22 protein-coding genes and 1 pseudogene are annotated in these 20,252 nt (G+C 63.5%); 17 read left to right on the top strand and 6 right to left on the bottom strand.

Features of this window, described 5'->3' with window-relative positions; all coding sequences use genetic code 11:
* Nucleotides 1–1,228: 1,228 nt before the first annotated feature.
* Nucleotides 1,229–1,498 carry a 30S ribosomal protein S20 gene (rpsT, locus tag P6U25_RS35595; protein ID WP_407149402.1) on the bottom strand — a complete coding sequence of 90 codons (270 nt, stop codon included), beginning with the start codon at nt 1,496–1,498 and terminating at the stop codon, nt 1,229–1,231.
* 369 nt (nt 1,499–1,867) lie between these two features.
* On the opposite strand from rpsT, the gene P6U25_RS35590 reads away from it, so the two are divergent.
* From P6U25_RS35590 to P6U25_RS35580, 3 genes are all read left to right on the top strand, one after another.
* The gene (locus P6U25_RS35590; protein WP_407149401.1) at nt 1,868–2,185 is read left to right on the top strand and encodes a hypothetical protein; all 318 of its coding nucleotides are present in this window, start codon (nt 1,868–1,870) and stop codon (nt 2,183–2,185) included.
* 119 nt (nt 2,186–2,304) lie between these two features.
* On the top strand, nt 2,305–2,961 hold the full coding sequence (msrA, locus tag P6U25_RS35585; RefSeq protein WP_407149400.1) for a peptide-methionine (S)-S-oxide reductase MsrA: 657 nt from the start codon (nt 2,305–2,307) through the stop codon (nt 2,959–2,961).
* Nucleotides 2,962–3,098: 137 nt separating this feature from the next.
* Entirely contained in the window at nt 3,099–3,830 is a 732-nt protein-coding gene (locus P6U25_RS35580) for a polysaccharide biosynthesis/export family protein (RefSeq protein ID WP_407152709.1), read from the top strand.
* 76 nt (nt 3,831–3,906) lie between these two features.
* Here P6U25_RS35580 and P6U25_RS35575 read toward each other — a convergent pair whose 3' ends face one another.
* The 3 genes from P6U25_RS35575 to P6U25_RS35565 are packed head-to-tail and all read right to left on the bottom strand — an operon-like array spanning nt 3,907 to nt 5,765.
* Nucleotides 3,907–4,581, bottom strand: coding sequence for a dienelactone hydrolase family protein (locus P6U25_RS35575; protein ID WP_407149399.1), 675 nt, complete (start codon nt 4,579–4,581; stop codon nt 3,907–3,909).
* Nucleotides 4,582–4,635: 54 nt separating this feature from the next.
* Nucleotides 4,636–4,980: a hypothetical protein gene (locus tag P6U25_RS35570; protein ID WP_407149398.1), complete on the bottom strand. Its 345-nt coding sequence runs from the start codon at nt 4,978–4,980 to the stop codon at nt 4,636–4,638.
* Nucleotides 4,977–5,765 carry an alpha/beta fold hydrolase gene (locus P6U25_RS35565; RefSeq protein ID WP_407149397.1) on the bottom strand — a complete coding sequence of 263 codons (789 nt, stop codon included), beginning with the start codon at nt 5,763–5,765 and terminating at the stop codon, nt 4,977–4,979. The genes P6U25_RS35570 and P6U25_RS35565 overlap by 4 nt, the downstream gene beginning before the upstream one ends.
* A 305-nt stretch (nt 5,766–6,070) precedes the next feature.
* Between P6U25_RS35565 and P6U25_RS35560 the strand changes: the two genes are divergently transcribed.
* The 4 genes from P6U25_RS35560 (at nt 6,071) to P6U25_RS35545 (ending at nt 11,637) form a co-directional block, all read left to right on the top strand.
* Entirely contained in the window at nt 6,071–6,562 is a 492-nt protein-coding gene (locus P6U25_RS35560; RefSeq protein ID WP_407149395.1) for a (2Fe-2S)-binding protein, read from the top strand.
* Complete coding sequence (locus tag P6U25_RS35555; protein WP_407149394.1) at nt 6,559–8,844, top strand: molybdopterin cofactor-binding domain-containing protein; 2,286 nt, start codon at nt 6,559–6,561, stop codon at nt 8,842–8,844. Before P6U25_RS35560 ends, P6U25_RS35555 begins: the two co-directional genes overlap by 4 nt.
* Nucleotides 8,845–9,049: 205 nt before the next feature.
* A complete protein-coding gene (locus tag P6U25_RS35550; protein WP_407149393.1) occupies nt 9,050–10,144 on the top strand; it encodes an HD domain-containing phosphohydrolase in 1,095 nt (364 codons plus the stop codon).
* Between the two features lie 203 nt (nt 10,145–10,347).
* Nucleotides 10,348–11,637, top strand: coding sequence for a cytochrome P450 (locus P6U25_RS35545; protein ID WP_407149392.1), 1,290 nt, complete (start codon nt 10,348–10,350; stop codon nt 11,635–11,637).
* A 135-nt stretch (nt 11,638–11,772) separates the two neighbouring features.
* On the opposite strand, the gene P6U25_RS35540 is transcribed toward P6U25_RS35545, so the two are convergent.
* Both P6U25_RS35540 and P6U25_RS35535 read right to left on the bottom strand, forming a co-directional pair.
* On the bottom strand, nt 11,773–13,353 hold the full coding sequence (locus tag P6U25_RS35540) for an AMP-binding protein (protein ID WP_407149391.1): 1,581 nt from the start codon (nt 13,351–13,353) through the stop codon (nt 11,773–11,775).
* A 227-nt stretch (nt 13,354–13,580) separates the two neighbouring features.
* Nucleotides 13,581–13,991, bottom strand: a complete 411-nt coding sequence (locus P6U25_RS35535) for a VOC family protein (protein WP_407149390.1) — start codon at nt 13,989–13,991, stop codon at nt 13,581–13,583.
* 149 nt (nt 13,992–14,140) lie between these two features.
* Between P6U25_RS35535 and P6U25_RS35530 the strand changes: the two genes are divergently transcribed.
* The 10 genes and pseudogenes from P6U25_RS35530 to P6U25_RS35485 all read left to right on the top strand — a co-directional run bounded on the left by P6U25_RS35530 (nt 14,141) and on the right by P6U25_RS35485 (nt 20,003).
* Nucleotides 14,141–15,112, top strand: a complete 972-nt coding sequence (locus tag P6U25_RS35530) for a Bug family tripartite tricarboxylate transporter substrate binding protein (protein WP_407149389.1) — start codon at nt 14,141–14,143, stop codon at nt 15,110–15,112.
* Between the two features lie 218 nt (nt 15,113–15,330).
* Nucleotides 15,331–15,606, top strand: coding sequence for a DUF3551 domain-containing protein (locus P6U25_RS35525; RefSeq protein ID WP_407149388.1), 276 nt, complete (start codon nt 15,331–15,333; stop codon nt 15,604–15,606).
* 237 nt (nt 15,607–15,843) lie between these two features.
* Nucleotides 15,844–16,299 carry an ArsR/SmtB family transcription factor gene (locus P6U25_RS35520; RefSeq protein ID WP_407149386.1) on the top strand — a complete coding sequence of 152 codons (456 nt, stop codon included), beginning with the start codon at nt 15,844–15,846 and terminating at the stop codon, nt 16,297–16,299.
* A pseudogene (locus P6U25_RS35515) lies at nt 16,284–16,646 on the top strand (SRPBCC domain-containing protein); the annotation flags it as partial. The gene P6U25_RS35520 and the pseudogene P6U25_RS35515, both read left to right, overlap by 16 nt.
* Before the next feature lie 21 nt (nt 16,647–16,667).
* Nucleotides 16,668–17,405, top strand: a complete 738-nt coding sequence (locus tag P6U25_RS35510) for a DUF899 domain-containing protein (protein ID WP_407149385.1) — start codon at nt 16,668–16,670, stop codon at nt 17,403–17,405.
* Between the two features lie 78 nt (nt 17,406–17,483).
* Complete coding sequence (locus P6U25_RS35505; protein WP_407149384.1) at nt 17,484–17,840, top strand: DUF1428 domain-containing protein; 357 nt, start codon at nt 17,484–17,486, stop codon at nt 17,838–17,840.
* Between the two features lie 123 nt (nt 17,841–17,963).
* Entirely contained in the window at nt 17,964–18,581 is a 618-nt protein-coding gene (locus P6U25_RS35500) for a hypothetical protein (protein WP_407149383.1), read from the top strand.
* A complete protein-coding gene (locus P6U25_RS35495; protein WP_407149382.1) occupies nt 18,568–18,948 on the top strand; it encodes a transcriptional regulator in 381 nt (126 codons plus the stop codon). The genes P6U25_RS35500 and P6U25_RS35495 overlap by 14 nt, the downstream gene beginning before the upstream one ends.
* A gap of 30 nt (nt 18,949–18,978) precedes the next feature.
* Nucleotides 18,979–19,722, top strand: a complete 744-nt coding sequence (locus tag P6U25_RS35490) for a di-trans,poly-cis-decaprenylcistransferase (protein ID WP_407149381.1) — start codon at nt 18,979–18,981, stop codon at nt 19,720–19,722.
* Between the two features lie 125 nt (nt 19,723–19,847).
* Entirely contained in the window at nt 19,848–20,003 is a 156-nt protein-coding gene (locus P6U25_RS35485; RefSeq protein ID WP_407149380.1) for a response regulator, read from the top strand.
* Nucleotides 20,004–20,252: the final 249 nt, after the last annotated feature.

The raw sequence follows: 20,252 nt of genomic DNA, 5'->3' as shown, positions 1-20,252 counted from the left end.
TGCCTTCGTACTTCCAAGTCTGAGAGATGTTTGTTGCGAAAGCGCCGCGCTGGCTGCCTGCGACGGCGCGACCTCTAGCGGGTGCTGCCTGCTCCAGACAAAGCTCTCCCGTGTGACGACAATGCGTCACCTGTCAGATCAGCCGTTTGGAGAAGAAGCGTCCCGCGAGGTCAGCGCGTACTCGACGGTCTCTGGGAGCTAGAGCCGGAGTCCGAGGGGTTGATTACGGCACCATTGGAAGTCTGCGCTCCAGCGATCGTGGTGTCGACCGCAGTGATGATCCCGTAAGTCATTAGTCCTCCCCCTCCCGCCGCGACGTATCGCGACAAGCTATCAACTTGCTGGTGTCTTCAAATTCAGTTGCTGCTACCGAACACCGAGATGCCCGGCGCCGCCCCGCCGCGTGTCTTCCTCATCAACCCGTCCGCTCGCTTCGCGTTCCAGCCTGCCAGACTCTGACGATCATTCCTGGTCTCTCTTGTTCGAGGCATCAGGAAAATCCCGAGGCCCCACCGGAGGAATTTTGACACAGGTCAACCGCCCTCATATCGCTATGAGTTGTCAGTCTAGCTTCGCTTGGAGAGCGTCGCTAACGCGCACACCGCCGCCGATTTGCACGTCCGCCCTTGGGTCTCAAACCGCGCTGATCTGGAGAGCCATGGGCGTCGCGGACAACAAACAAATACACCAAGCGGATTTCCTGACAATCCGTGGATTCGACGGAGAGCGAGACTCTTCGCGACTGTTGCGTCGCGGCCAATGCAATACCGCGAAAGCAAGTTTTTGAATCAGCGCACAGAATCGCGCGTGTCACAGACGGCGGTGTAATACTAAAATTTTTTCATAGAAAATTTACATTCGCCATTGCGACGGTCGATTTTCCAATCGCTGCTCAGCACTATGTGCATAAGTAACTCGCGAAGCGTGATTTTTCACGATTGCTTTTACAGGGTAACTCCCGCCTCGCAGTTTTTCGAAAGAGGTGCCGCGCGCTATTCCATCTACCTTGCGTAGAGCGAGATGATTTACGCTTAAGCTTAACGTGTCGAGCGAGAAGCGCCTGTAGAAATACGGATGCGGTGAAACACAACGCGCGCGCTCGGTTGCACAGCAGCACGATGCTTCTTTGCCTGACGAAATTGCCTCGCAGCACACAATCAAGCGGCAGACAAACAAAAAGCCCGGCGAGAGAGCCGGGCTTCGTGAGCGATGTGTCTTTGTCGTCAGCTCACTGCGCCGCGAGCTTTGCGATCTGGTGCGAGAGGCGCGACACCTTCCGGCTCGCATTGTTCTTGTGAATGATGTTCTTCTGCGCGGCCTTCATCAGTTCGGGCTCAGCGCGCGTCATCGCCTTGAGTGCTGCTTCGCGGTCGCCGCGCTTGATCGCCTCCTCGACGGTGCGAACCGCGCCGCGCATCTGGGTGCGCCGCGACTTGTTGATGATGGTGCGGCGGGCAATCTTGCGGGTCGCCTTCTTGGCGGAAGTGGTATTGGCCATGGTCTCAACTGTCCTTCGGCGGTGATCGCTCGGTGGTCGGGCTCGCGCGCACCGGCCGGTTCAAATCTCTACTCGGGTGTATTGTCCAAGGGTGTTCTTGAGCAAGGGTGTTCTTGAGGCGGCCATGCCAGGGAGCGGAACGCTGCCCCCACATGCGGCACTGTCCAAAGAACAGCGGCGGCAGGATTGCGCCCGCCGCCATCGGCCGGTCTTATAGATGCCGCAGCCCCCAGCGTCAACGCTTTCCGGGCCCAAAAAGAGCCCGAAATTGGCTCCCGACGCCCGGATAAGGCCCTGAAGAGGTTGAATTTCCGGGGGGCGCCCGGTAAGGCCTGACAATCGGGGCGCGACAGGGAATTGGGGTGACGCATGATCCGCGGTTTTTTCCGTCTCATCGGCCTCGTCCTGCTGGCCGGCGGATTCATCTTCCTGGTCTATGATGGCGCCCGCTACGTCGCCGACCAGAGCCTGCGCTTCACCCCGTTTGGCCAGTTCTGGAATGACGTCCACCAGTCCAGCCAGCAGGCATTCCGCGTCTGGGTGGAGAGCCACGCACCGTGGCTCTGGAACGGCGTGATCAGGGTCATCCTCGATCAGCCGGCGTTCGCAGTGCTCGGTATTGCCGGCATTCTTCTGATGGTCCTGTTCCGGCCGCGCAAGCCGCTGATCGGCTACACGCGGGACTGAGCCGCGCGATCGCAGCCGCGGGCAACGGGGCTGCCATCGCCAGCGCAGGGACATATATATTGGGCAGCCGGCCCGCAGGCCCTCGCCGCGTCGGCCGATGTCCTGCCTGGAGGTAATCCATGTTGTTCATGCGCAAAACCACCGCGTTGCCGAGCGCCGCCGAGGCGCTGCCGGGCCGCGCGACGCCGATCCCGACCGCGACCACCCATTTCGTCAATGGCAGCAAGTTGAAGCCGCCTTATCCGCAAGGCCTCGAGCAGGCCGTGTTCGGGCTCGGTTGCTTCTGGGGCGCGGAGCGCAAGTTCTGGGAGCTTGGCGACGGCATCTACACCACGGCCGTCGGCTATGCCGGAGGCCACACGCCGAATCCGACCTATGAAGAGGTCTGCTCCGGTCGGACCGGCCACACCGAGGTGGTGCTCGTCGCGTTCGATCCCAAGAAGATCTCCTACGAGACGCTGTTGAAGACGTTCTGGGAGAACCACGACCCGACCCAGGGCATGCGGCAGGGCAACGATATCGGCATGCAATATCGCTCCGCGATCTACACCTTCAGCGATGCGCAGCGCAAAGCCGCCGAAGCATCCAGCGCGATGTATCAGAAGGCGCTCGCCGCCAAGGGGCTCGGCACCATCACCACCGAGATCGCGCCGGCTGGCGAGTTCTATTTCGCGGAGGACTACCACCAACAATATCTCGCCAAGAATCCGGCGGGCTATTGCGGGCTCGGTGGCACCGGGGTGTCCTGCCCGATCGGCGTCGGCATCACGGCCTGATCGCATTCGCAATCGACGGGAAGCCCAATTCTGGCTTCCCGTTTCTGCCATTCGACCGCGCGCAAAAACCCTTTGTTAACCATAATCGGTGCAAGACTGAGGCTGTCTCGCTATGAGGGATGGGTCCGGTGCGGGTTGTGCGCGCGTTACGATTGCCGATCACTGTCATCACGACGGCGCTCGCGCTGTCCGGCTGCATGAGCACGTCAGGTCCGGTCGCCGTCGGCCCGCAAGGCAGCCTCGATTCCATCGCCTATGGACAGACCTACGCGCAGGCCCCGGTGGCGGACGCGAGCGGTGGCGGTGCCATCAGTGCGATGCGCTCGGCCTTCGCAAGCTCCCCTCGCGGCTACGTCGCGCTGGCCGCCCCGGCCGCCTACGCCGCGCCATCACGGCCGTCCCGCTACGACAGCGCCTATCATCTCGATGCCGGCGACAGGCTGCGCGTCGTGGTCTATGGCCAGGAAGGCCTCACCAACACCTATGCGATCGATGCCGCCGGCGCGATCACCATGCCGCTGATCGGCTCGGTGCCGGCGCGCGGCCGTACGCCGGCTGGGCTCGCTGCCGAAATCACCGCACGGCTGCGCAACGGTTATATCCGCGAGCCTTCGGTGGCAGTCGAGATCGAGGCCTATCGCCCGTTCTTCATCCTGGGCGAAGTCGCCGCTCCCGGCCAATATCCCTACGTGCCCAACATGACGGTGGAGAGCGCGGTGGCGATTGCCGGCGGCTTCTCGCCGCGCGCCAAGCGCGACAGCGTCACCTTGACGCATACCGACGGATCCGGCTCCGGCCGCTTCGTGGTGCCGCTCGGCACACCGATCGGCCCCGGCGACACCGTGTTCGTCAACGAGCGCTGGTTCTGACGAAGGGCAACGTCCTTCGTCATTCCGGGGCGATGCGCTTTGCGCGCCCCGGAATGACTAGCGGGAGGGCCCATTCCTACCGCTGCAAATGCTTGGCAAAGAACGCCATGCTGCGCGGCCAGGCGGTGTCGGCACTCGCCTTGTCATAGCTTGCACGCTCGTCGCAATGGAAGCCGTGCTGCGCGCCGGGATAGATGAAGATCTCGACCTCGGGCCGCTTCGACCTGATGGTCTCGACGTCGCTCAAGGGAATGCCGGCGTCCTTCTCGCCGAAATGCAATTGGGTCGGCACCGTCGGCTTGTCGTCGGCAAAGCGGACGATGGCGCCGCCATAATAGCCGACGGCCGCGGAAAGGCCCGACAGCTTGGTTGCCGCCGCATAGGTGACGCTGCCGCCGAGGCAGAAGCCGATGATGCCGATCGGGCCGACGGATTTCACCGCATCGATCGCGGCCTGGGCGTCGCGCAACATGGCGGCCCAGTCCGGATTGGCGACGAACTTCCGCGCGTTGGCGATTTCGTCCGGCGCGTAGCCGCTCTGGAAGTTCGGCTCGATGCGATCGAAGATCGACGGCGCGACGGCAACGTAGCCTTCCTTCGCCAGCCGGTCGCAGACCGAGCGGATGTGATGGTTGACGCCGAAGATCTCCTGGATCACGACGATCGCGCCCTTTGGCGCAGCGGCGGGATCGGCGCGGTAGGCGCCGAGTTCAAAACCATCCGAAGCCTTGAGCTTGATATCCTGTCCCATGGGTCGTCCTTGTTGGGTTAGAGATTGCGTGATGGGTTGGCGATGCGCGACGCGCTATTGCCACATCCAGTTCTCGCCCCAGTCGCCCTTCCAGCCGGTAAGCCGCCCCTTGCGAAATTGCAGATAGAGACGGTCGTGGTGCGGGAATAGCCCGCTGCCGCCGACATCGCGAAAGGTCAGGAAAACTTCCCCGCCGGGCCGACCGCGGACATAGGTGAAGGGTGTGCCGAGCGCGCGCCGCGCCTCGTCAACATCCATACCGAACACCAGTGGCGTGGTGTTCGACCGCGTGATGGTGGCGACCGAAGGCCTGGCCGAGCCGTCGAACGGCGGCAGCTTCTGAGCGCTGGCGGCCGTGCTGCCGGCGGCCAGCAGCAAGGCGATGGCGACCACCCTCATGATGCGGCTTTGCCCGCGGCGTCGGCCTCGAGGCCGTCCAGGAACGGCAGCACGGCATCGATGAAGGCCTGCGGCTGATCGATGTTGACGGCGTGTCCGGCGTTCGGGATCACGGCCTTGCGGGCGCCGGGGATCTTTGCGGCCATGTAGTCGGAGGCGGCCAGGAAGGGCGAGTCGTCGGCGCCGACCACGACCAGCGACGGCACCTTGATGTCAGGCAGCGATTCGATCACCCGCGCATCGCGTTGCGCCAGCATGCCGCGCGCGGCGAGCGCGAGGCCCTTGGCATTGCGATGCGTCACGGACGCGCGCTCGGCGCTCAGCGACTTCAGCACGTCCAGCCCTTCGCGGTCGAACCGGTCGCCGGTGTCACGGGCGCGCTTGTTCCAGACCTCGCGGGCATCGTCCTTCTTGAAGCCCGGGCCGGTGTCGATGATCAGGAGTGCCCGCACCCGCTCAGGATGGGCGCGATGGAAGGCGAGCGACATGTAACCGCCGAGCGACAGGCCGCCAACGATCGCCTTGTCGGCACCGACGGCGTCGAGCAGGGCGGCGATGTCGCCGACCGTCAGGGCCTCGCTGTAGCTCGCGGGGTCGTCGGGATAGTCGGACAGGCCGTGGCCGCGCATGTCCCACAACACCAGCTTGTGGTGTTTCGACAGCGCCTCGATCTGGCCTTGCCACATCGCCGAGGTCGATGAATAGCCGTGGGTGAGGATCAGCGGCGAGCCGCTGCCGTAGACCTCGTAGTGGATGTTGACCCCGTCGCGATTGAGCTTTGGCATGATGGCTCCCCGTTTTTTCAAGGCCATTCGATCCTAGCGCGATCCGTTTGCCGTTGAGAAATGCGCGGACGGCAGAGGATGCCGGCAAACCGGCCTGTCATCGGGATCGCCGCGACAGATGCGTGCCGCATCGCACAATCATTCGCTTCGAAAATGATTCTTTTCGAACAGTTCCAAATTGGATTGCCTCTAGACGGTAACCGGATCATTCTCGTGGCACCTGTCGCTGACCCGGTGGGCGGCAGCCACGAGCCAAAAAGTGAATTGCCGCCGTAAGCGGCTTCATACACCGGAAGGGGAGAGAGATGCCTAATCTCAACATCAATGGACGGAATATGTCCGTCGAGGCGGCGAACGACACGCCGCTGCTATGGGTCATCCGCGAGCAATTGCAGATGACCGGCACCAAATTCGGTTGCGGCGCGGGTCTCTGCGGCGCTTGCACGGTCCACCTCAACGGCGAAGCGGTGCGATCCTGCCAGACCTCCGTCGCCGACGCCGTCGGCAAGAAGATCGTCACCATCGAAGGGCTCTCCGCCAAGGGCGATCATCCCTTGCAGAAAGCCTGGATCGCCGAGCAGGTCCCGCAATGCGGTTACTGCCAGTCCGGCCAGATCATGCAGGCAGCAGCCTTGCTGTCGAAGAATTCCAACCCGACGAAGGATGAAGTGGTCGCGCATATGGACGGCAACCTCTGCCGCTGCATGACCTACTCCCGAATCCAGAAGGCGATCCTGCGCGCGGCATCCGAGATGCGCACCGCGTCGGCCACCGGAAGCGAGCGGAGGCCCACATGAATAGCCACGTCAAAATTTCGCAAAGTGCATCCGCCGACCTCAGCCGCCGTTCCTTCCTGGTCGGCAGCGCTGCAACCGGGCTCGTGCTCGGCTATGCTGCCGTTCCCGGCGTCGAACAGGCGCTGGCTGCGGCGCCCGCTCATTTCGAGCCGACGGTCTGGTACGCGATCGGCCACGACGGTCTCGTCACCGTGACCTGCGGCAAGGCCGACATGGGTCAGCACATCGCCTCGACCATGGCACAGATCGTCGCCGAGGAACTCGGCGCGAACTGGAAGGACATGCGGGTCCAGCTTGCATCCAACGATCCGAAGTTCAACGATCCTGTGCTGGGCGCGCAGATCACTGGCGGAAGCTGGTCGACGATGATGAACTTCGATGCGATGAGCCGCGCCGGCGCGGCGGGCCGCATCGCATTGACCGAAGCGGCCGCGAGCGCCATGGGCGTGCCGGCCGGCGAGCTGGTGGTCCGCGACTCCGTGATCAGCCATCCGAAGTCGAAGAAGTCGATGTCGTTCGCCGACGTGGTCAAGAGCGGCAAGGCGACCAAGACCTTCACTGCTGATGACCTCAAGGCGATCAAGCTGAAATCGCCCGAGCAATACACGATGATCGGCGTCTCGGTGCCGCAGATCGACATTCCCTACAAGACCAACGGCACCGCGAAGTACGGCATCGACGTCATGCTGCCGGGCATGGTCTACGGCGCCCTGGTCACGCCGCCCGTGCGTTACGGCGCCACCGTGAAGTCGGTCGACGACTCCGCGGCCAAGAAGGTGCCGGGCTTCATCAAGGCCGTTACGCTCGATGACAAGACCGGCACGACCACCGGCTGGGTAGTCGCGGTGGCCCACACCTACGCCAATGCCCGCAAGGCGGCGGCGGCGCTCAAGATCGACTATGACGGTGGTCCGAACGCGAAGCTGTCGAGCGAATCGCTGCTCACCGAGGCCAAGCGGCTGCAAGGGCTCAGCGATTCCGGTCAGTTCTTCGTCAAGGACGGCGATCCGGACTCAGTGTTCGGCTCGGCGGCGAAGGTGATGGAGGCGGAATACACCACCAACATCAACATCCACTGCCCGATGGAGCCGATGAACGCGACGGCCGAGTTCAAGGGCGACATCCTGCACGTCTATTCCGGCAACCAGTTCGCGACGCGCACCGGAGCGATCGCGGCGGGCGCAGCCGGGATCGATCCGAAGTATGTGGTGATGCACCAGATGTGGCTGGGCGGCGGCTTCGGCCGGCGTCTCGACGCCGACATGATGGTGCCCGCAGTGCAGGCGGCGAAGGCCGTCGGCAAGCCGGTCAAGGTGATCTATTCGCGCGAGAACGACATGACGATGGATTTCTCGCGTCCGCTCACCTACCAGAAGATCAAGGCCGGCATGGACGGCGACGGCAAAATCGTCGCGCTCAGCCACGACGTGGTCTCGGCCTGGCCGACCGCGCGCTGGGGAATCCCCGATTTCCTGACGCCATCGGTCGACAAGAAAGGTCCGCTCGATTCCTTCACCGTGAACGGCGCGGACTTCTTCTATACCGTGCCGAACCACTATGTGCGGGCGATCAAGAACGAGATGGCGCACAATGCCACCCCGTCGGGTCAGCTTCGCTCGGTGGCCCCGGGTTGGACCTTCTGGGCGGTCGAAAGCATGATCGACGAGATCGCGCATGCGACCGGCAAGGATCCGGCCCTGTTCCGGGTCGAGCTGCTCGACGGCAAGGGCAAGAACGATGGTGGCGCGCAGCGGCTGCGTAACACGCTGCTCGCCGCGATGGGCCTTGCCGGCTACGGCACCAAGAAGCTGCCGAAGGGCGAAGGCATGGGCGTGGCCTGCGTGTCGTCGCAGGAGCGCGCCACTGCAAGCTGGACCGCCTGCGTCGCCCACGTCGCGGTGGCGCCGTCGGGCGAGGTGACGGTGAAGAAGCTGACGGTCGCAACCGACGTCGGCACGCAGGTGAATCCCGACGGCATTCGTGCTCAGGTCGAGGGCGCGGCGCTGTGGGGCATGTCGCTTGCGCTGTTCGAGAAGGCGACGTTGAAAGACGGCGGCATCGAGCAGACCAACTTCGACAGCTACACGCCGCTGCGGATGAGCCAACTGCCGGAGGTCGCTGTCAACGTCATCGCCAATGGCGAAAAGGCCACCGGCGTCGGCGAGCCCGCGGTGACGGTGGTGGCGCCGGCGATCGGCAACGCGGTATTCAACGCGGTCGGTGCCCGCGTCCGCGGCCTGCCGATCTCCGCGGAGGCGGTGAAGGCGGCGATGAAGGCATAAGCGTCGCTCGCCGCTGAAAAAGATGATCCGCCGAGAGTTTTCTCGGCGGATTTTCTTTGTCTGGCCGGCCTGATTTTGCTGCCGAATTGCGCTGTCCTTCAAATTGTATCCATTGCGCTCAACAGCCGTTCATCATCCCCATTAAGCGGGAGGGAACATCTCGTCGGGTAGCGTTGGCCGTCGGTCGTACCGCGACGGGGAATTCATGACTGCCTTGGCCAACAAGACTTCGAAGCGCCGTTTGTTGCTGGCGTCGGATAGAAGCGATCAGAGCAACGAGCTCGCCAACATCCTGCGGTCGGTCGGTGAGGTCGATACCATTCCGACCTCGGAAATTCCCGAGCGTCCCGCCGGCGATCTCGCCGGCATCGTGGTCGATATCAATCTGCGCTCGCCGGAGAGCGTGCAGCTCGTACGCGCCAAGCTGCAAGGCGACGCCTATCGCGAGATGCCCAGGCTGTTCGTTCTGGCAGATGCGCTGCACCACGCCTCGATGCAGGCTTGGGCGCTGGGCGCCACCGACACGATCTCGCGGCCGTTCGATGCGCGCGGCATCCTGCAGCGGATTCGCGCCGCATTCCCTGACAACAGCGGCTACGACGAGACCGACCGCGGCAAGGCGCTCAACCGCGGCGTCGAGGCGGCGCACGGGGTGATGGTCAAGATCTTCGAGCGGATGCGCGCCGGCGAGCCGCTGAAGTTCGACGACATCGTCGCCGCCGAGAACAAGATCCTCAAGGCGATCAAGCACAATTCGCTGCGCGAATGGCTGACCACGGTCGGCTGCCATCACCAGGAGACCTACCGCCACTGCCTGTTCGTGACCGGCTTTGCGGTGGCGTTCGCCCAGCATCTCGGCATGCGCGAGGACGATCAGCGGCGGCTTGCCCGTGCCGCCCTGCTGCATGATGTCGGCAAGGCCTTCATTCCGGTGGCGCTGCTCGACAAGCCCGGCGCGCTGACGGTTGAGGAGATGGCGGAGATGCGCGAGCATCCGCGCCGCGGCTACGAGGCGCTGGCCGCGCAGGGCGGCTTTCCGCCGGAAATGCTCGACGTGATTCTGCACCACCACGAATTCCTCGATGGCACCGGCTATCCCAACGGCCTCAGCGGCAACCAGATCAGCGACATCGTCCGCGTCACCACGATCGTCGACGTCTATGCCGCGCTGGTGGAGAAGCGCGCCTACCGGCTGCAATTCACCCACGCCAAGGCGTTCTCCATGATGGAGGACATGGGCGGCAAGCTCGACCAGCAATTGCTGCAGGCGTTCCGTCCCGTGGCGTTCGGGCACTATTAGATCTGGGCTTGGTCATTCCGGGGCGATGCGAAACCCGGAATCTCGAGATTCTACGATGTGCAATTGCACATCGTAGTTCAACGCTGCGCGTTGCCCCGGAATGACCTGGTTGGGCTAGCCAATCAACGCAAGTCCTCCACCTTACCTCCGCCTAGATTCCGATGATCATCGGCGCGACCGATGCGCACGCGGCGAGGACCAGCATGGATACGACAGCGACCGGGAATCTCGATATCCCCGCCGACATCGCGGCGACCCTCGTCGATCCCGTCGCCTATGCCGATCAGCGCATCCATGACGCCTATCGCTGGCTGCGCGCCAACAACCCGCTCGGGATTGCGCGGCCGGATCGGTTCGACCCGTTCTGGGTGGTCACCAAGCATGCGCATATCCAGGCGGTCAGCCGCCAGAACGAATTGTTCCACAATGCCGACCGCCCGACCACGCTGACAAATCAGGCGCTCGAGGAGCGCGTCCGCAAGATCACCGGCGGCCCCAACCTGGTGCGCTCGCTGGTGCAGATGGATGCGCCCGATCATCCGAAATATCGCGCGCTGACGCAGGGCTGGTTCATGCCGGCCAATCTCAGCAAGTTCGAGGGGCGCGTCCGCGAGATCGCGCGGGCCACGGTGCAGCGCATGCTCGACAGGGGCGGCGCCTGCGATTTCGTCGCCGACGTCGCGCTCGGCTATCCCCTGCACGTCATCATGGAGATTCTCGGCGTGCCCGAGGCGGACGAGCCGCGCATGCTGAAACTGACGCAAGAGCTGTTCGGCCCGCAGGATCCCGACACCGCACGCGTTCGCGAGGCGCTAGGCGCGGAGCAGGTCTCCGCGATGTTGCAGGCGATCATCGCTGACTTCTCGGCGTACTTCCGCAAGATCACCGAGGACCGCCGTCGTAACCCGCGCGACGATCTCGCCACCGTCATCGCCAATGCGAAGATCGGCGGCGACTACATGCCGGAGCACGATCAGACCAGCTATTACATGATCGTCGCCACCGCGGGCCACGACACCACCTCGTCCTCGACCGCAGGCGCGATCTGGGCGCTGGCGGAAGACGGCAGCGAATTCGCCAAGGTCAAGGCCAATCCGGAGCTGATCCCGGGCCTGGTCGACGAGGCCATCCGCTGGATGACGCCGGTCAAGCACTTCATGCGCTCGGCGACAGCGGACACCGAGCTCGGCGGCCGCAGGATCGCGAAAGGTGACTGGTTGATGCTGTGCTACGCCTCAGGCAATCGCGACGAGGAGGTGTTCGAGGATCCCTATCGCTTCCGCAGCGACCGCAAGCCTAATCGCCACGTCGCCTTCGGCTACGGCGCGCATCTCTGTCTCGGCCAGTATCTGGCCAAGCTCGAGATGCGCATCCTGTTCGAGGAGCTGCTGCCGCGGCTGAAGTCGCTCTCGCTCGACGGCGAGGTGAAGATGACACAGGCCTACTTTGTGAATGGGCCGAAGAAGCTACCGATCCGCTTCGAGGTCAATTGAGCTCTCACCGTCATTGCGAGCCGTAGGGTGGGCAAAGGCGCGCAGCGTCGTTCCCACCATCGCGTGCGTGTCACGAGACGATAGGCACGCTTTGCTTTGCCCGCCCTACGCTCCTCGCAATGACGGTGCTGAGACCTACTCCAGCATCTTCCGCAGCTCGGCCTTCGCGACCTTCTCCAGCGTCGAGCGCGGCATGTCGTCGACGAAGCGGATTTCCCGGGGCACCTTGAAGTCGGCGAGCCCTGCGCGGCAGGCGGCGATGACGTTGTCGTGCAGGTCGGTTGGCAATGCGGCGACGCCGGCCTGCGGGATGATGAAGACGACCGGCACCTCGTCGAGCATCGGATGCTTTTTCGCCACAACCGCGGCCTCGCGCACGCCCGGCACCACGGCGATCACCTGCTCGATTTCGGATGCGGCGACATTTTCGCCGCCGACCTTGAGCATGTCCTTGGCACGGTCGCCGAACTTGATGTAGCCGCGCTCCAGCATAGTGACGCGATCGCCGGTGATGAAATAGCCGTGCTCGTCGAAACTGTCGCGCGTGGCCTTCTCGTTGTGCAGGTATTCGGCGAACAGCGACAGGCCGCGAATGCCTTTGATCAAGAGGTTGCCGGTCTCGCCGACGCCGGTCGGCGTGCCGTCGTCATTGACGATGCGAATCTCGTATTCAGGAGCGGCACGTCCGATCGACATCGGGGTGTTGGGCTGATCGACCTCGCCGATGATGCCGTGGGTGATGGTTTCGGTCATGCCCCACCAGCCGATGATCTTGACGCCGAACACGGCAAATGGCGGCGGGTCGTTCACGGCGGTGCCCCAAAGCCGGAACTTGTGGTTCGGCGGGATCTCGTGCTCCAGCAGGGCCTTCATGCAGAACGGGATCGTCGAGGTCCAGGTGCAGCCATGCTCGAGCGCCACCGGCCAGAAACGGCTCGCCGAGAAGCGCGGCTGGATCACGCAGGAGCCGCCGACCCACAGCGTCGACAGCATCGAGTAGGCGAGCGCATTGGTGTGGAACAGCGGCAGATAAGTCTGGTGCACGTCGGTTGCGTGCAGGTCCTGATGCGCGGCGTTGATCTTGGCGCCCCACAGCGCGTTGGCATGGGTCCACAGCACCGCCTTGGGCCGCGACGTTGTGCCCGAGGTGTATTGCACGCTGCACGGCGCCAGCGGATCGGTCGCGCGTCGCGGTCGGTCAGCGCTGTCGGCAAACAGCGATTCAAAGCTGTCGCCGCCTGCGGGCACCTGCGCGGGCGGCTGCCCCGCGTCGTGCGAGATCACCGCGATCCAGCGCAGGTCCTTGCAGTTGGCGGCGACTAGTTCGGCATAGGCCGGCTGGGTGATGGCTGCGACGGCGCCGCAATGGTCAGCGAAATACGCCATCTCGGCGGCAGCCGAGCGGGTGTTGGTGGTGACGGCGATGGCGCCGAGCTCGACGCAGGCGAACCACGACATGACCGCCTCGATGCAATTGTCGAGATGGATCAGAACGTAGTCGCCCTGCCTGATGCCGCGTTTGGCGAGGCCGGCTGCAAGCGCGCCGACGCGCTCGTGGAATTCGCCGTAGCTCCAGCGCTGCGCCGGCGCATCGAACGGGGCCCAGATCAGGAACGGGTGATCGCGGCGCACCTCGGCACGCATCTTCAGCAGCCATGGCACGTCGAGCCCCGCGAACGGTCCCACGATACCCGGTGCCACCTCCACATTGGTCATGCGTCCTCCCGCGCAGCTTCAGCGGCTGCTTGTTTGATGTTGTCTGAGGATCGTTCTGCCACTGGATTGCGCGAAGGGCAAATGGCACAGTTGATGGGTCGTCATGGCCGGGCTTGACCCGGCCATCCACGTTTTCCTCTGAAGAGAGCGCGCCAGGACATGGATGCCCGGGTCGAGCCCGGGCATGACGATCTTAATTCGCGGATGTTTCGGCGCGCGTCATGGCGTCAATTCTCATACGACGAAATCTCGATCAGACTGCCGTCCGGATCGCGGCAATAGACCGAACGCAGCGTGCCACGTGCGCCTTGCTTGGCCACCGGACCTTCCTCGATCCGGACGCCATTGGCCTTGAGATGCGCGACCACCTCCTCAGGCGTGCTGGTGGTGAGGAAGCAGAGGTCGTCGCTGCCGGCCGTTGCGTGATCCGCGGTGAACCACTCGACCTTGCCGGCATCGCGCGGCCGCACATTGATCTTCTGGTTGCCGAACACCAGCGAGGTGCGCGGTGTCTTGCCCGCACCCGGATCGAACACCTTCACTTCCATGCCGAGGATCCTGCTGTACCAGGCAACCGAACGCACGACGTCCGTGACGTTGATCACGAGGTGGTCGAGCGCATTCACCTTGACTGACATGATCGATCCCTTTGGCTTAGCCTTTCGTCGCGGGCACCTGCGCATGTGTCGCACTGGCCGCACCAGATATTGTTTGTTAAAAGCCCAGCGCACGCAATTCAACAGAAACGGGCGGGGAGTCAAACCCTGCCGCGTCGGGAGAAAACTTCATGATTTCACGTCGCGCCACGCTGGGCCTGATCGGGGCGGGGATTTCGACATTCGCGATCGGCCGCGCATCCGCAGCCGATTATCCGGCGCGGCCGGTGCGCTGGATCGTCGGTTATCCGCCGGGCGGCGCCACCGACATCATCGCGCGTCTGATCGGGCAGCGATTGTCGGAGAAGCTCGGGCAGCAGTTCGTGATCGAGAACAAGCCGGGTGCCGGCAACAACATCGGCACCGAGGCTGCGATCAACGCCGAGCCCGACGGCTATACCGTGCTGCTGGTCAATCCGGCGAACTATATCAACGCTTCGCTCTACGCGAACTTGAAGTTCAATTTCGTGCGCGACGTCGCGCCGATAGCATCCTTCAATCGCGTGCCCAACGTGATGACGGTCAACAAGGATGTCCCGGCCAAGACCGTTGCCGAGTTCATCGACTATGTGAAGGCCAATCCCGGCAAGGTGAACATGGCCTCCTCCGGCAACGGCACGTCGGTGCATCTTTCCGGCGAGATGTTCATGTCGATGACCGGTTGCAAGATGCAGCACGTGCCCTATCGCGGTGCCGCGCCCGCGATCACCGACATGCTCGGCGGCCAGGTGCAGGTGATCTTCGACAACATGCCCTCGATCATCCAGCACATCCGCTCCGGCGCGCTGCGCGCGCTCGGCGTGACGACGGCAGAGCGTTCATCGCAACTGCCCGACGTGCAGGCGATCGCCGAGACGGTGAAGGGCTACGAGGCGAGTGCGCTGTTCGGCATGGGCGCGCCGAAGAACACGCCGAAGGAGTACATCGCCAAGCTCAACAGCGAGATCAACGCCGTTCTCGCCGAACCTGAGATGAAGAAGCGCCTGGTCGAGCTCGGCGGCGATCCCTTGATCCAGACACCGGAAGCCTTTGGCAACGACATCAAGGCCGAGACCGACAAGTGGCAGAAGGTGGTTCAATTCGCCGGTCTCAAGGTCGAATAGGCGCTTTGCGAACTGTGCGACAGGCCGGCCGGGAGGGCGCCGTTTCGATCGGGCCGGGTTCGCCGCCAAGCGAGCTCGGTATTCCATGCGTCATGGCGGAGCCGCGAGCCGGTGTAGCGCGCTCGTGCTGGCCAGCAGCGGAATAAACCGGCATAGAGGAACCTTGATACGGTGTGCCGCGCTATCTCTTGCGGCGTCGTGAGAGAGGAGGTTGGACCATGCGTACATCGCGATTGGCAATGCTTGCGGCCGGAGCCGTCATGTTCACCGGTGTCGCAGGCGTTGGTCCCGCTTCCGCGGATCCTTATGACTATCCATGGTGCGCACAGGGCCCGAGCCTGGGCTATCCCGGTGAATGCGCCTACCAGACCTACGAACAGTGCCTTGCGAGCGTGTCCGGCCGTTACCTTTATTGCGGCGAGAATCCGCGCTTCCTGTTTCGCGAGCCACCGCCGCCGCGCCCCTATTCGCGCCGGCACGTTCGCCCGTACTGACAATCGGCCGTGATTCCGACGAAGGCGCCGCGCGCCGCGGCGCCTTCCTGTCATCGAAGCCGCCGCGAATCTGCGCCTCTAGAGTATGTCCGGTTTTCGTTGAATCAGAACCGACGCTCTAGATTCCTGTTTTGACGCGCTTTCTTCGCGCGAACCGGTATCCACTCCGAACACGCTCTAACGCGATCGTGAAGCGAAGGCCTTGACGTCGCGCCGTTTGCGCATATACTAAACCATATGGTTAAGTATCAGGATGAGACGCTGGACCGCACCTTCGCGGCGCTTTCCGACCCGACCCGACGGGCCCTGCTGGCACGGCTCGGCGAGCGGGAGAGCCTGTCGGTGAGCGAACTGGCCGAGCCGTTTGCGATGTCGCTGCCCGCGATCATGAAGCATCTCGACGTGCTCTCGGATGCGGGCCTGATCGCGCGCGAGAAGACCGGCCGCACGGTGGCGTGCCGGCTCACCGCCCGGCCGATGGAGCAGGCGATGAATTGGCTCAATCGCTATGCGGAGTTCTGGTCCGATAACCTCGATCGCCTTGCCGCCTTTGTGGAGGAGAACCCATGGCCAACAAGTCCGCAGTCGAAGCCGCCGCCGGCGTTGCCGCGCGCCCCAGCCTCACCCTCACGCGACGTCTCCGCGCGCGGCCGGAAAAGGTCTATGCCGCGTGGACCGAGCCGGAAAACCTAGCGCAATGGTTCGGGCCGGGGCAGGTCAAGCCCGGCACGACACATGCCGATCTCGATGTTCGCGTTGGCGGACGCTATCGCATCAGCTTCACCGGGCCGAAGGGCGAGTATCACGAGGTCGGCGGCGTCTATCGCGAGGTGGTGCCGAACGAGCGGCTGGTGTTTAGCTGGGCCTGGCACTCGACCCCCGAGCGCGAGTCGGTCGTGACGATCTCGATCAGGCCCGATGCCGGCGGCACGCTGCTCACCTTCCATCACGCGCAGTTCGTCGATGAGACGGCGCGCGACAATCATCAGCGCGGCTGGACCGAGTTCCTCGGCAATCTGCAAAACTTCGTCGATGCCTGAACGCAACGAAAGGAGCATCCGATGCATCAGCACAAGATCGTCTCCCGCAACGAATGGATCGAGGCTCGCATGGCCCTGATGGCCGGCGAAAAGGAGCTAACGCAAGCGCGCGAAGCGTTGAGCCGGCAGCGGCGCGAACTTCCTTGGGTCAAGGTCGAGAAGGACTATGTGTTCGACGGGCCGGACGGCAAGATCACGCTCGGCGATCTCTTCAAGGGCAGGCCGCAGCTCGTGGTGCAGCATGTGATGTTCGCGCCCGAATGGGACGCGGCCTGCAAGAGCTGCTCGTTCTGGGCCGACGGCTATGAGCGCATGGTGCCGCACCTTGCCGCGCGCGATACCACGATGGTCGCGATCTCGCGTGCGCCGGTCGCCAAGCTCGAAGCCTTCAAGAAGCGGATGGGCTGGACCTTCGATTGGGTTTCGTCGGGCAATAACGACTTCAACTACGACTACGGCGTCTCGTTTACCCGCGAGCAAATTGACAGAGGCGAGGCTCAATACAATTTCGGAACCACGCCGCCTTACGGCGACGAGCTGCCAGGAATCAGCGTGTTCTATCGCGACGAGACCGGCGCGGTGTTCCACACCTATTCCACTTTCGCGCGCGGCCTCGACATGATGAACGCCGCCTATCACTATCTCGACCTGACGCCGCTTGGGCGTCACGAGGAAGGGCTGCCCTATCCGATGGATTGGGTGCGGCTACGTGACCAGTATCAACCGTCGCAGGTTCAGGCATCCTGCTGTCATAGTTGAGAACGGTCTCCCACGCCGTCATTGCGAGGAGCGCTGGTGCTCGCAATGACGGTACAACCACGCAACAGGAAGCGCCCGATGCCTTACGTCGATGGATTCATCGTCGCTGTCCCGAAGAAGAAGCTCAAAGCCTATACGCAACTATCGAAGAAGGCCGGCAAGATCTGGCGCGAATATGGGGCGCTCGATTATCGCGAGTGGGTCGCCGACGACGTCAAGCCGGGCAAGCTGACGTCGTTTCCGCAAAGCGTGAAACTGAAGCCCGGCGAAACCGTGGTGTTCGCCTGGATCACCTACAAGTCGCGTGCGCAGCGCGACAAGATCAACGGCAAGGTGATGGCCGATCCTCGCCTGGCGTCGATGGATCCAAAGACGGTGCCGTTCGACGCCAAGCGGATGATTTATGGCGGCTTTGCCAGCCTGGTAAAAGTGTGAGGCGTTTCGCCTCATTCTTGCGATAACCAACGGTTAAGCATGTTGATGGACGCGCCGTCGCGATCCGGCTTGCCTTTGCTTGGCAATCCCATATACTTTGCAATACAAAGTTCGGGTGAACCGATGCGCGACCTCGACAAGGCCTTGGCGGATATCCTCGCCATTCGTAGCCAGATTGCGGCGGGAACTGCATTTCGCGGCTACGGTCCCGCCACTGTTGCCGCGACCAGCGGCATTGCGCTCGTCACCGCACTTGCCCAGTACCTCTGGCTCGACGATCCCACCTCGCATCCGATCGCGTTCCTTGCCGGCTGGGCGGCTGCGGCGCTGATTTCTGCCGTGCTGATCTGGATCGAGATGCAGGCGCGGTCGCGGCGACATCACTCCGGATTAGCCGATGCGATGATTCAGCAGGCGATCGAGCAATTTGTTCCCGCGGCGATTGCCGGCGTGCTGCTCGCGATCCTGCAATGGAAGTTTGCTCCCGAGACGCTGTGGATGCTGCCCGGCCTGTGGCAAGTCCTCGTCAGTCTCGGCGTGTTCGCCTCGGTTCGCTTGCTGCCGCGCACGATTGCGCTCGGCGGCGCGTGGTATTTTGTGTCGGGCTTCACGGTGCTCCTGATCGCCAGTCAGAGCCACGCGCTGTCGCCCTGGACGATGGGCCTGCCGTTTGCGATCGGCCAGCTCGTGCTTGCGGCGCTGCTCTATTTCGCCTCTGGAGAGATCGATGTCGAAGACTGACGCGACCACCGCGCCGTTCGCCTATGACGGCCTTGATCGCATCATCCACGAGAAAGCTCGGCTTGGCCTCCTGACCTCGCTGATGGCGCACCCGAAGGGTCTCGCCTTCGCCGATCTCAAGCAGCTTTGCCGTCTGACTGACGGCAATCTCAGCCGGCATCTGCAGGTGCTGCAGGAGGCCGGCCTGGTCGATGTCATCAAGGGCTATGAAGGCAACCGTCCGCATACCACCTGCCGCCTGACTAAGTCCGGCCGGCGCCGTTTTCTAGATTATCTCGTCGTGCTCGAACAATTGGTGCGCGATGCCGCGAAAGCCGCTGGCCCCGACGAAGGCGCGCCTCGCCGCCTCGGCATCCAGACCGTCTGATTATCCCATTTTTTGCCCGGAGACTTTGTGATGCAAAGTAACGTCGCGCTCAAGCCCGAGGTGGCTGCTACCCGGCTGCATGTCGGCATCATCATGGACGGCAACGGCCGTTGGGCCACGCGCCGCGGCCTCTCGCGGCTGCGCGGCCACGAGGCCGGGGTGGAAGCCATTCGCCGCGTGGTCGAGGCCGCGCCGGACCAGGGCGTCGGCACACTGACGCTCTATGCGTTCTCGAGCGACAACTGGCGCCGCCCCAAGGCCGAGGTCGCCGCCTTGATGGCGCTGCTGCGGCTCTATCTCGCCAACGAGGTCGCCGCACTGGTGCGCAACGGTGTTCGTCTCACCGTGATCGGCCGGCGTGACCGGCTGCCCGACGGCATCGCCAGCGCCATCGCGCGCGCCGAGGCCGCGACTGCCAATGGCACGACGCTGCATCTGCGCATTGCGATCGACTATTCGGCGCGCGATGCGATTCTGAACGCTGCGGCGCGCGCAGGCGCAGTCGGCGAGCTCAGTCGCGAGACCTTTGCCGATCTCATCACCGGCGAGGCCGGTTTGCGCGACGTCGATCTGATCATCCGCACCTCGGGCGAGAAGCGGCTGTCGGACTTCCTGCTCTGGGAGGGCGCCTACGCGGAATTGCACTTCACCGAGCGGATGTGGCCCGAATTCGATGCCGACGATCTCGCCGATGCGCTCGCCTCCTTCCATCGCCGCGAGCGCCGTTTCGGCGGCCTGACGGCGATCGCGCCGGAGACTGTGCCGAACCTCTAGCGCGGCAGCCACGTTTGCCACGATCGCTGCTGCAAAGGCCCGGCCCGGGGGCCGGGCTCTCTCAGCGTTGAACCTCGACGCGTCAGCCGCGACCAAAATGCGAGGCATGGCGTTGGAGGTCGCAGATGACGGCTTTGGCTCAATCGATCGTACGTGCGTTTTCCGCCCATTCGCTTCAAATCGCGATTATCCGGAATCTTGTATTGCTCGCGCTCGCGGTGCTGTTTGTCGCGGTGCTGAGGGCCACCTACGGTCTCGATCTCAGTCCGGGATTCTTTTGAGCCGAGCGCCGTCTGTTCCGCCGCAAGTCATATTAGGTTAGCCGGACCAGGCTAGCTAAGCGCACGCTTCCCTTGCACCTCGAACCCGGGCCGATCTCTCATGGATAAGCCGATGCGCTGCCAATGCGGCAGGACGCGAACCATTGCGCTCGACAAGCATTTCCGCACCGCGCTGGTGTGTCTGACATGTGATGAGATCGAGCTGGCCAGGCCGGTCAAGGCAGAGCAAGGGGCGTTGGCCGCCCGATA

Origin of the sequence: Bradyrhizobium sp. ORS 86, from assembly GCF_045571475.1 — a bacterium.
Taxonomy (GTDB): Bacteria; Pseudomonadota; Alphaproteobacteria; order Rhizobiales; family Xanthobacteraceae; genus Bradyrhizobium.
This window is presented reverse-complemented; position numbering and strand designations above follow the sequence as displayed.